We start from the raw sequence: 12,138 nt of genomic DNA, 5'->3' as shown, positions 1-12,138 counted from the left end.
CATGAAATGGGTGAGGATAATTCTTTACAGAAATGATAAGAACATTTTTAGCTAGACTGCAGGTTCGAGATGTTCTGGAGTAGTTATTACTGTCCGCTCTTCATTACCGAGATTTACTTTTATTATATATGCGCGTCCTCTTTTCCCAACAATAACACCGGTTAATCCTTGAAATCTTCTATGAGGAGCTGTAGTTAAAGATGAAGGGTTTATATTGATGTGTACCTTGTTTCCTACCTCATATTTCCGTAAGTAAACAGAAAGCCCTTTTCTAGCTCTCCCGGCTGAGAATAAATTTCTGCTGCGCGTTCTATACCCTTTAGAGTGCTTCACTGGTTATCACCACATCATCTCTAACTCTGTAATCTTTATAAACTTAATACACTAAAGATATATTGGCGGGACGGATGAACATAATAGAGAGTGTCATGATCTCAATACCAGAGGCAAAAGCACTACTAGAAGCTAGAATAAAAGAGGGTAATGTAATAGATTTACAGAATATTACATATAAGCAATTCTCTGAATTCAGTAAATTTGACGTAGATAGAGCAAAACTAGTGATAGAAACGTTAAAGAATAAATTTAAACTCTCTCATGAAATTGTAGTGCAAATAGTCAACATCTGTCCTGAGACAGCTGAGGAGCTAAGAACATTAATACCGCCTGAAAAATTACTTTCAAAGGATGATATATCCCAGATTCTTAAATTATTAGATGAAAATAGACTTAAGTCACAAGAAACTTCTTTGCAATCTACTGGTTAATCTTTTAATTTGGGGATGTACATTTCATGAATGTGCCATTTGAAAGAAGATATTTCGAAGACTTTGCATACATACTAGATTATGTGCCAAGTTACCTTCTGCGAAAAATGCAAACCAGGTTTAGAGAGGATTTAGAGACATTAGTACAAGGTATAGGACGTGAGTATTTCACTCTTTTTGAACTAATTCCATGGCCTGCGGTTCAATTAAGTGTAGGAGAGATAGTATTCATAGGAAGGGGTAGTGATAAAATAAGAAAAGTTGGTAGGCGTCTTATTTATGACGAACTTTCATTGAATGCTAAAACCGAACTTGAAAATGCAGTAATGACTATAGTAAAACTTAGAGAAAAAGAATTTTTAACATTCTTTAATACAGCCGGGCCAATTTCTCCCAGGATGCACGCGTTAGAAACAATACCAGGTATAGGTAAAAAGACAGTAGTAAGAATACTTGAAGAGAGAGCAAAATCACCATTCCAGAGTTTTGAAGATTTAAAGAAACGAACTGATGTAGGTGATCCAATAAAATTGCTTACTGAGAAAATAATGAAAGAAATAAAAAGTGAAGATGCCCATGTATTGTTTGCCAAGGGTGTACAAGTCACATTAGAGGAAAGAACACGATTCCAACCTAGACGGTTTTAGTTCTACTATTAGCTTATTTAGTTCTGGCTATAAAACGCTTGTTCATTACTTCCCACACTTCCACTTCCACACCAGGTGCTATTTTGGATTTAAGATCATTATCAGTAGGCATTAATACTTCATATGTCTGATAATTAGTTAAATCCATGAGCTGAACCATATCACCAAGAACAGCAGTGACTTGAGCAGGTTTTTTCTCAACAATGGGAACTTGTACTGTTGACCCTGCTGGTAAAGTCAATGTATGTTTTGACCCATCGAATAGGCTTATTCCCACAATTCTAACCTTCGCCGATCCATGTTTACCAGTTTTTGATTTTTCAACCTCAACCACTCTACAAGGTGTATCATCTATTATAACATATGAACCCTCTTTTATCGCTCCAGCCTCTTCTGGTCTGTAACTCAAACCCTTCACCGCATATTTATCATCGTGACTAAAATAAAAAGATTTAGTAGAAATATGTCAAGAAATCACGAAAAATCTAGCACCTAATACTTTGTCCAGGGCGAACTGTGTATCTTATTTCTCGTAACAGGATTTATCATAGAAGGATTCCACGGCGGATCAAAAACGATGTTAACTTTAATATCAGTAAAACCAAGTTTCTTGAGAGTATCCCTAACTTGCTTAAAAATTATGAAAGAAAAAGGGCATCTAGGCGTAGTGAGTGTCATCTTTACGATTACTTTACTGCCATCAATATTTATATCATAAATAATACCCAAATCCACAATATTAAGCCCTAATTCAGGATCAACAATACTCTTAAACGCTTCTAATATGTCTTCCTTAGATATTTGTGTAGCCATTATTCTCACATAAAGTTAGTACTTGCACATATTTAAATGCTTAAACTAAAAGATTAGCGCTATAATAATATCATTCATATTATTTCCAGTAGGACCAGTTATTACTAAATCATTAAGACTCTTGAAAAAGGTATACGTATCATTATTCTCTAAATACTTGGTGGGATCAAGACCTAATGCTAATCCTCTATCAATAGTATTGCCATCCACAATTGCACCAGCAGCATCAGTCACACCATCAATACCATCAGTACCGATCGAAGTAAGAATGACATTTTTCAAACCCCTAATACGAAAAGCAGCGCTTAAACACAATTCCTGATTCCTACCACCAATACCACTACCCTTAACAGTGACGGTAGTTTCACCACCAATAACTAAACCGAGAGGTTTCTCAAGTGACGTCTCACCCTTTGCCATTCCCCTCACTATATCACCTATTACGGAACCAACATAACGGGCTTCCCCCTCAATACTTGATGAGAGATAAATACCATGTATGCCTTTTCTCTCCAATACTTTAACGGCGACTCTACATGCATAACTGTTATCAGCGATTATAATATTATGAACATGCTCAAAAATTGGATCACCGTGTTTTGGCGTTTCAAGAAGCTCACCTTTAACACCTTTTAATAAAACATCTCTCACTTTTTCAGTAGTACTTTCCCATAAATTATATCGCTTTAACACATTGATGGCATCAGAGAATGTTGTTGGATCTGGTACAGTTGGACCAGATGCTATCACATCTAATGGATTTTCCACAACATCTGAAATGATAAGACTAAGAACATTTGCGGGATAGAGATAACGTGCAAGCTGTCCTCCCTTTATCTTTGACAAATGTTTACGAACAGTATTAAGTTCTCTTATGTTGGCTCCACGTAACATTAACGACTTGATCAAGTCACTTTTTTCTTCTAATGTGATACCGTCAACAGGCAGAGGCATTAATGCAGAACCACCACCTGAAATTAGTACAATGACAAGATCATTTTTATCTAATGATTTCAACAACTCTAACATCATTCTTACGCCATTAACACCATTCTGATCAGGAATTGGATGACGTGCCTCTATAACCTTAATACGCCTTAACGTAGAAATATTAGAACCGTAAGGAACGATTATTAGCCCATCACTAATTTTATCGCTAAGAATACTTTCGATTCCAAGCGCCATTCTTCCAACAGCTTTACCTCCTCCAATAACAAATATTCTTTTAACACTATGCAAGTCAAGTTCTACGTTATTAGCAATGAGTTTGCCATCAGAGATTTTTACAGAGCTTTTAATTAAGTTAGCAGGATCTATATAGTTTAGTGTTTCGTTTAACACATCTAATAATATTTTTCGCATCTTAGGGTAGTTCACAATTTAGTTTTGTCACTTTCGTAGATTAATAGTTATTGTTCTATAATTATATCAGTTTTAGAACACAAAAATATTAGGAAGGCATGTATAATGCTAATTAATATGTCAACCGCGATATTTCAAAATAAAATAGTGCTCGATATACTAGAGAAATATAAAGCCATCTGGTCAATAGAACATGCGTTAGGAGTATTAAAATGGGATGTTGAAACTTACATGCCAGAGTCAGGCGTTGAAGAACGAAGCATCTCAGTGAGCCAGCTAAATCTTCTTAAACAAAAATTAATTCTTGATCCTGATCTCATTTCCCTAGTAGATAAAGCAGACGAAATAAGCGATCTTAATGATTTTGAGCGTGGTGTCGTTAGGGTATTAAAGCGAACAATAAAAATTTACAAGAGCATACCACCGAAACTGTTAGAAGAATTTTCAAGAGTTACTCAAGAGTCAGTGGTCATATGGAGAAACGCTAGGGCAAAAAATGAATTTAAAATATTTCAACCATATTTAGAAAAAATAGTTACAATATCAAGAGAAATCGCCGAATATTTAGGTTATAAAGAGCATCCTTATGACGCATTATTAGACCTTTATGAAGAAGGATTAACAAGCAGAGAAGTATCTTCAATATTTAATTCAATAGTCCCTACAACAAAAAAAGTTCTAGAGAATGTAATAGAAAGAGGAAACTATCCACAAAAACATCCATTAGAAGACATCACATATAATATTGACAACATGAGAAATGTTACAAAAGAAATAGCAACAATCTTAGGTTATGATCCTAAAAGGTTCAGGATTGACACGTCAACACATCCATTTACTATAGGCATCGGCATAAAAGATGTAAGAATAACAACTAGGTATGAAGGCAAGGATTTCAAGTCAGCATTATTTTCATTAATTCACGAATACGGCCATGCCTTATATCAACTCCAAAACGATGAAACATTCATAGTCACGCCGTTAGCAGGCGGCGCATCTTTAGGTATACACGAATCTCAGTCAAGATTCTGGGAAAATATAATAGGACGAAGTAAACAATTCTCTAAAGCCGTGTATCCGATATTAGCTAAACACCTTGACTTTCTTGCAAAATTTTCGGTCGACGACTTATACTTGTACTTTAATACAGTAAGACCCAGCCTCATAAGAGTAGATGCTGATGAGATAACGTATAATTTACACATACTTGTAAGATTTGAAATAGAAAGATTGCTCTTAAACGGTGAAATTAAAGTTTCTGACGTGTCAGAGTTATGGAATGAAAACATGGAAAAATACATAGGAATTAAACCTAAAACCTACTCCGAAGGAGTCTTGCAGGACATACATTGGAGCCAAGGTTCGGTAGGCTATTTTCCAACATACACGATAGGTAATATTGTGGCCGCACAGCTACGTGCGCACATGCTGAAAGATATCCCAGATCTTCACGATCAAATAACAAATCTTAAATTCATGAGTATTAAAGAATGGTTAAGAAATAAGATCCATAAATGGGGATCCACATATCCACCCAAAGATCTACTTAGAAAGGCAGTAGGAGAAGAGATAAATCCCCAATATTTCTTACAGTACTTAGAAGAGAAATATTCAAAACCATCCTACTCATTATAATATTTTTTATACAAGAAAAATGAACATAACATAAGCTTATAAAATACAACATTTTTCTGGTTACCATGAGCTACATATTTTCTCACAGAAAAGATTGCGATGGAATAATGAGCGCTGCAGTATACCTTAGAAATAATAAAGAAACTAAGATTTACTTCACTAATTACGGTGATGAAGAAGCATTAAGGATGATTAAAATAATGAAAGAGGCGTCACATATAAACGAAAATGGAAATATAATAATTTCAGACATTGGTATTAATAGGAGCACTAGTCCTATAATAATTGAAGAGTTAAAAGAGTTAAAACAAAAAGGATGGAATATAATTTGGGTAGATCACCATCAATGGCCTGATGATCTAAAACATGAGGTGTCAAAGTATGCAACGCTAATCATTGATACTACTAAATGTGCGACAGAAATCATGAACATAATTTTTTGCAATGATGAAATATGCAATATGCTAGCATCAATAGCCAGGGACTCTGACTTCCACCTAAACCTTTACACCATAACCGAACTACTAAAAGACATTATAGCATACTACAACTATCTCAAAAATGACGAATTACTTGTACAACTAACACATAAATTATCCCAAGGAATATTTTGGGATTATACAATGCAAAAAGAACGTGAAAAATACATAATAGAAAAGAAAGATGCGATAAAGAAGCTCTCATCTAATATAATAACAAGCACCATAAAAGGATACAAAATCGCTATAGGATTTGCGCATGATCTCTTAGCATCATCAGATGCGCTAGATGTCATCGATCAAAAGACAAATGCGGACATAAGCATTGTCGTACATGAGAAAGGAACACTAACCATAAAAAAGCGTGAAGGAACAAATATATTATGCAACAAAATTGCCGAATATTTCAATGGAGGAGGTCATAAATTCATAGCAGGAGGCAGATTACCTCTAGAAATCATCTCTAAAGATGATAAAAACACATGGCTACAATACATTCTAACCAAAATAGAAGAAGCCCTAACAGCAATGGGCACATCATGATCAAAAATATTTTAATCTCAACACTTCATTTCATAATATAATATAAATAGATCATTGTACAACATGTAAGAGCATTCTTTACATTTCACTTCAAAAATGAGGCCCTTAATTATAGACAAAAGTTGTTACTTTTCGCTAAAGAGAATTTCCTTGCAATAACGTTGAATTGCATATAAAAAATATTTAAATCACTTAAAAATAGCTAGAATAGGTAATTCTTTCGTTTGTCTATTCATCAAAAGGTGATCCTTATGCACATCATGATAATGAGAAACAGAGAAAAGGCTCTCAAAGCCGCTCTGACTGCTGGGCTACTTTCAATGATATTTGCTGTGATTGAACCATTAGTAATGATAATAATGGGCCATTCAAGTATAATCTTTGCAGATGCAATGCATAGTTTTTTAGATGCTGCGATGAGCTTTGCTACAGCACTATCAATCTATATAACATCTAAGAAAAGATTTTCCTCTAAATTTCCTTGGGGTCTTTATAAAATTGAAAACCTAGCATCATTATTTATAGTCTTTGTGACTATCTATTTTGTAATAATGATAATTATTCAGACAGTCTCAAACTTATCTAAAACACCGTTATATGCATTACCCTTATTATTAATCGGAGCATCAACATCATACAGCATGTATAAATATGAAATTAAGTGGGCTAAAAGATCAAGATCGTCATCACTTTTAACTGATGCTTTACATGCTAAAACTGATGCTTATATTACACTGGCAGCTTTTATAGGAATATTAGCAGAAATCATTACAAACATACTGGCATTACAATTAGTGATACTCTCCATGATAATACTTTACACAATTATGGATATAGTACGCATTTTGAAGGACTCTCTCCTATCACTTTTAGATGCAGCACCACCAAAAGAAAAAGTCATAGATATTATAAGAACAGTTGAAGAGATCTCTGGAGCAAAAGTGGCAAAAACAATGCTTAAAAGAGCGGGTTCATTCATCATGGGAACAATAATACTAGAAACTGACACATTAATAACACTTAGAGATGCACATAAAATAGTTATGAAAACAAAGAAAAAACTTTATTCAAAATATTCGGAAATAACAAACCTAATCATAGCAATTAAACCACTTAATAAATATAAAAATGAAAATTACATGATGACGTGATTTCATTACAAAAAACAATCATCAAGCAAAATCACATTAACATCTTATGTTTACATTATCAAAGATCATCTCTGATATATCGTGAATATTACGAAATACCTTTTATGAAAGTTATTTTAGGATTCTATAACCAAGAAACGTACGAAATACTAATTTTCTGAATATTCTGAAATTCACTCATAGTGCGTTATCTTATTTTTTCTTTATTATTAGAAAGATGCATACTAGGATGAGCACTAGAGCCAGCACTATTAAAAATTTGAGAAACCTGAAAATTAGTATGATAATTAGTAAGCCAATAGTCAGTTGTAAAATTCCAAACCCTATTTTGATGAATGATGCAGACCTAATCATTAATAATAAAACAAATATCATAATCAGTATAACTATTGTTGTGAGTGTTTCTAGTATTGAAAGCATCGAAGTGAGAAATTTCACCAGACTAATAAAATCATCGTTTAATTACAACCGAAGATTTCGCTTCTCTGGGTGAGGAGAAGATCAGTTAAAAGATCGTGAAGTGATGATCGTATAATAAAAAGGTGAGTTCCAAAAATATTTAAAACGCATGATATATATTTAATTATAATAAATAGGTTGGTTATTGTTGATGCAAACGGATATGTTGGTTGTCAATTATGCATGTTTGCATGTAATAGAAGGTTTGGAGTTAGAGGTTTAGCTAGAAGTTCACACAAGTTAGATCGGTTGGTAGTACAAATCTAATAAACTAGGAATATATGTACACTGTGGTTATTGCGCTGACTATTGTCCTCACGGTGTGCTTAGGATAGAGGTTATATCTGCGCGAGTCTTCCTACAAAAGTCCTGTAGATCGACCTAACTAGAAAAACATTCCATGTAGAAGATAGAAAAAGATTTGTTCGAAAACTATTTGGTGGCATTACATCAAAAATGTTATTGGAAGTTTGCATGTTTTTATATATTTTAAAAGTTTTTTGTGAATAGATACGATTGTTTTATATTGCTAGGCATGCTGTATAGTTATTGATATGAAAACAGTTAAAGGTGTAGTTGCTGGTAAACTAATCACACCAAAGGAAGAGGTGAATAACATTATTATAGAATTTGATGAGAAGATTATAATAGATATGAAACCATTTTCAGGTGAAGTTCCTGAATATTTTTTGGATGCAAAAAACATGATAGTTGTGCCAGGTTTTATTGATATTCACATTCATGGTACTGAAGGTTTTGATGCAACTAGAGACGGTTATTATGGTGTAAAAAATATGGCTAAAATATTACCTAAATATGGTGTTACAGGATTTATGCCTACTGCTATCTGTTCTCCGAAAGACCGTTTTCGTGAATTTATACAAGCAACATATGAGTTGTGGGGTTCAGGAAATGAAGGCGCAGAGGTTCTCGGAGCACACCTGGAAGGACCTTTTATAAACCCTATGAAAAAGGGTGCGCAACCAATAGAACATATCAGAAAGCCTGATCTAGATGAATTATATGAGTACATAAGCCTAAGAAAGGAGATGCCGCTTCGGCTCACTATCGCACCTGAATTAGAAGGAGCTCAAGAGTTAATTAGCGAGGCTGTTAAAAATGGTGTAATAATATCAATGGGTCATAGTGATGCAACATTTAATGAAGCAAAGGGAGGTTTTAATGCTGGTGCTAAACTTATTACGCATCTTTTTAATGCAATGAGGGATTTTCATCATAGAGAACCAGGTTTACCAGGATTTGCATTAACTAATGATGAGATTTATGTAGAAATGATTGCGGACTTTATACACATTCATCCAGAAATTTTAAAACTAATTGTGAAAGCAAAACCTTTAGATAAAATAGCTCTAGTAACAGATGCCATAGAGGCTGCTGGATTACCTGATGGTAAATATCAGCTCGGTTCATATTCAATAATAGTAATGAATAAAAAAGCAACGCTTCCAGATGGAACAATAGCTGGTAGCACACTCGTTATGAATAATGCAATAAAAAACATGGTAAAAATAGGATTGCCACTGAAATATAGCATCCTCATGGCAACATTAGTGCCAGCTGATATTCTTAAAAAACCAAGTATGGGTAGAATAGAACCAGGTAAGGAAGCAAATTTAGTAGTACTTGATAGTGATCTAAATGTAAGATTTACAATAATTCGTGGTAAAATCGTTTGGTACCAATGAAGCTTAAAATTTAATGAACATCTTTTATTAAAGATGATAACACTTTAATACCTTTCTTGATATCCTCCTCGTTAGATAAGCTTATGCTCAACCTAGCAGTATCAGAATGCCTGCCATTAATAAAGAATCGACGAGCAGGAACATAAACAACGCCACGATCAATAGCTTTAGGTAATAATCCTTCCATATCAACCCCAATGACTTTAACTAAAAGAAAGAAACCATTAGCAGAATTAGTCCAACTAACATTGCTAGGCATATAATTTTCTAATGATTCGTACATGATGCGCATTTTAGATTTATAATGGTTAGTTAATTTTGGAATCAACTTACTTATCAAACCTGAACGTAAGGCTTCAACAACAATATATTGGGTAAGCGTTGAAACAGCAAAATCAAGCTGCTCAAGAAGCATCAATCTATCTAAGATTGATTTAGAACCATATATCCATCCAATACGTAGACCAGGTGCTAAAACTTTACTAAAACTACCAACATATAACACTCTACCCTCATCATCAAATTTTTTGAGCGGAGGAGGAGCATCGGCAGCAATAGGCCTGTATGGATCATCTTCAATAACAAGAAGATCATACTGTGAAATTACCTCCATAAGCTCTTTTCTACGTTCAATACTCATAGTTATTCCAGTAGGATTATGGCAAGTAGGTATAACGTACAATATTCCACAATTAATTTTGTTACTACTAAGGAAATTCCTAAGCTCATCAATATCTAAACCTTCATCATCGAGAGAAACGCCAATTACTGATGCACCATGAAACCTAAATGGAGCTAATGTTTCGTAAAATGTAGGATTCTCAACTATAACAACATCGTTCTTCTCTACAAGAAGATCTGCGATTAGCCTAAAAGCATGTTGAGCACCACTAGTTATTACAACATCTTCATCATCTCTTATCCTGATACTAAAATCACTCATATACTTCTTAATTTCAATCTTCAGTTCATTTTGTCCTCCAGCATTAGGATATGTCAGCGCATTAAAACCTCTCTCATCTAATACCTTAACAGCAATACTTTTTAACTCGTTAACAGGAACAACTCTTGGATCTGGACTACCACTAGCCAAGTTTATAACACCATGCTTTATAGCGATCTTGGTAGCTTCCTCAACAGGAGATAACTCTACACGAGATCCTCGTTCAGAGATCTTTATCTTCATAATATTAACACAAAACATAATAATAAACACAGTGATAAATAAACATTTTCCTGTCGAAGGAGCATTAAGCAGAGTATCTGTAGGTATGTTAAAAATCTTCTTTGCTGTTTGTTTCTTGTATTCATCTAAAAAGAACTTTCATATTAAAATAAGCTCAATGAACGCAACAGAGCACACGATGGTAACACACATTAAAAGGTATGTAACTATGAGATTCTAAAGAAACCTTACTCTTCCAAGGATAAGTTTTGTCATAAAAAGTTATATGTCTCTAATTTTATTAGTGTTGTTGTATCTGAAAGCTGTTTCTTAAGGAGGATCAGAGGAGAAATGGATTCACGAATAAGAGAGGCCATAAAGAGTTATAATAAGTATAGGGCTCCTGAATCTAAAGCTAGAATACTTAAGATAGAAGATAACAAACTAATTGTGAAATTCACAGGTAGTTTTTGTGAAACCTGTGGTGTTAATTCATGGATTGAAGATTTAAAGTATGAAATAGAAAATTTTAATATAGATGTAGAGCTTGAAAAAATAATTGAGCCCAGAAAAGAATCCGAGTACCGAGTTGCAATTTTTAAAATAAAATTGTGAACATTTTTATTTAGGTTAATATATAAAAACTAATTCAAAGCGCAAATTTATTATATGGTTAATTGAATTAGGATAATTTCTATTAACTAAGGGTTTTTTCTTTTAGGACATATTCATGTGCTTTAAGGATTTTTTGAACATTTTCTAGTGGATTTTGTGAAAGTGTTATTGATCTGCCTATTATTTCGAAATCTGCGCCTGCTTTTAGTGCTGATCCGAAGTGCGCTCCTTGTGCTCCTACTCCCGGAGATATAATGAGTGCATTAGGAATTTTGGATCTGAGTTTTTTTATTATTTCTGGATATGTTGCTGGTGCCACAAAATTAAATATTCCGCTTGAGATTGATATATTTATAAGTATTTCTGTGTTTGAATTAATTAAATGTGCATCTTTATGGCTCATGCCTACTAGAGCAAAAACTGGCAAAATTTTTGTAACAGACTTTAATGACTCAGAACCTACAAATGTATGTGCGATTACTGCATCAAATCCAATCTCTTTTACAATTTTAGTTGTACTTTCATTAGTTTCAGGTATATCAGCTATCTTTAGATCAGCTATGAACACAACGTCATTCTTATATTTTGCTATGATACTTTTCATAGTATTTGCTCCTACACTGATTAATAATGGAAGGCCAATTTTTACACAGACAAAGTATCTTAATAAATTATTGAGAAGATTGAGAGATTCGGCTTTATCTAGCGCAAGTATTATTCTGCTAGATTTTAACTCTGATAATTTGAACATTCTCTCTCTTATTTCATTGTTCAACATAACTCCCCCATTCTTGAA

General features: G+C 33.7%; 13 protein-coding genes. 7 read left to right on the top strand and 6 right to left on the bottom strand.

The window, feature by feature from the left end; all coding sequences use genetic code 11:
* Nucleotides 1-51: 51 nt before the first annotated feature.
* Nucleotides 52-333 carry a 50S ribosomal protein L21e gene (locus QW128_04240; GenBank protein MEM3832795.1) on the bottom strand — a complete coding sequence of 94 codons (282 nt, stop codon included), beginning with the start codon at nt 331-333 and terminating at the stop codon, nt 52-54.
* Between the two features lie 74 nt (nt 334-407).
* On the opposite strand from QW128_04240, the gene QW128_04235 reads away from it, so the two are divergent.
* Entirely contained in the window at nt 408-767 is a 360-nt protein-coding gene (locus QW128_04235; protein ID MEM3832794.1) for a hypothetical protein, read from the top strand.
* 32 nt (nt 768-799) lie between these two features.
* A complete protein-coding gene (locus tag QW128_04230) occupies nt 800-1,414 on the top strand; it encodes a DUF655 domain-containing protein (GenBank protein MEM3832793.1) in 615 nt (204 codons plus the stop codon).
* Between the two features lie 13 nt (nt 1,415-1,427).
* On the opposite strand, the gene QW128_04225 is transcribed toward QW128_04230, so the two are convergent.
* The 3 genes from QW128_04225 to QW128_04215 all read right to left on the bottom strand — a co-directional run bounded on the left by QW128_04225 (nt 1,428) and on the right by QW128_04215 (nt 3,604).
* Entirely contained in the window at nt 1,428-1,823 is a 396-nt protein-coding gene (locus QW128_04225; GenBank protein MEM3832792.1) for a translation initiation factor IF-5A, read from the bottom strand.
* A gap of 83 nt (nt 1,824-1,906) precedes the next feature.
* Nucleotides 1,907-2,227 carry a metal-sulfur cluster assembly factor gene (locus QW128_04220; protein MEM3832791.1) on the bottom strand — a complete coding sequence of 107 codons (321 nt, stop codon included), beginning with the start codon at nt 2,225-2,227 and terminating at the stop codon, nt 1,907-1,909.
* Nucleotides 2,228-2,272: 45 nt separating this feature from the next.
* Nucleotides 2,273-3,604, bottom strand: a complete 1,332-nt coding sequence (locus QW128_04215; GenBank protein MEM3832790.1) for a glycerate kinase — start codon at nt 3,602-3,604, stop codon at nt 2,273-2,275.
* Between the two features lie 102 nt (nt 3,605-3,706).
* Between QW128_04215 and QW128_04210 the strand changes: the two genes are divergently transcribed.
* From QW128_04210 to nagA, 4 genes are all read left to right on the top strand, one after another.
* Entirely contained in the window at nt 3,707-5,224 is a 1,518-nt protein-coding gene (locus QW128_04210) for a carboxypeptidase M32 (GenBank protein ID MEM3832789.1), read from the top strand.
* Between the two features lie 65 nt (nt 5,225-5,289).
* Complete coding sequence (locus tag QW128_04205) at nt 5,290-6,246, top strand: DHH family phosphoesterase (protein MEM3832788.1); 957 nt, start codon at nt 5,290-5,292, stop codon at nt 6,244-6,246.
* Between the two features lie 251 nt (nt 6,247-6,497).
* On the top strand, nt 6,498-7,397 hold the full coding sequence (locus QW128_04200) for a cation diffusion facilitator family transporter (GenBank protein MEM3832787.1): 900 nt from the start codon (nt 6,498-6,500) through the stop codon (nt 7,395-7,397).
* Nucleotides 7,398-8,410: 1,013 nt separating this feature from the next.
* Nucleotides 8,411-9,562, top strand: coding sequence for an N-acetylglucosamine-6-phosphate deacetylase (nagA, locus tag QW128_04195; protein MEM3832786.1), 1,152 nt, complete (start codon nt 8,411-8,413; stop codon nt 9,560-9,562).
* A 10-nt stretch (nt 9,563-9,572) separates the two neighbouring features.
* On the opposite strand, the gene QW128_04190 is transcribed toward nagA, so the two are convergent.
* The gene (locus QW128_04190; protein MEM3832785.1) at nt 9,573-10,748 is read right to left on the bottom strand and encodes a PLP-dependent aminotransferase family protein; all 1,176 of its coding nucleotides are present in this window, start codon (nt 10,746-10,748) and stop codon (nt 9,573-9,575) included.
* Nucleotides 10,749-11,078: 330 nt separating this feature from the next.
* On the opposite strand from QW128_04190, the gene QW128_04185 reads away from it, so the two are divergent.
* On the top strand, nt 11,079-11,342 hold the full coding sequence (locus QW128_04185; GenBank protein ID MEM3832784.1) for a hypothetical protein: 264 nt from the start codon (nt 11,079-11,081) through the stop codon (nt 11,340-11,342).
* A gap of 82 nt (nt 11,343-11,424) precedes the next feature.
* On the opposite strand, the gene pyrF is transcribed toward QW128_04185, so the two are convergent.
* On the bottom strand, nt 11,425-12,120 hold the full coding sequence (gene pyrF / locus QW128_04180; GenBank protein MEM3832783.1) for an orotidine-5'-phosphate decarboxylase: 696 nt from the start codon (nt 12,118-12,120) through the stop codon (nt 11,425-11,427).
* Nucleotides 12,121-12,138: the final 18 nt, after the last annotated feature.

The organism is Thermoprotei archaeon (genome assembly GCA_038881895.1).
GTDB lineage: Archaea > Thermoproteota > Thermoprotei > Gearchaeales > WAQG01 > JAVZOV01.
This window is presented reverse-complemented; position numbering and strand designations above follow the sequence as displayed.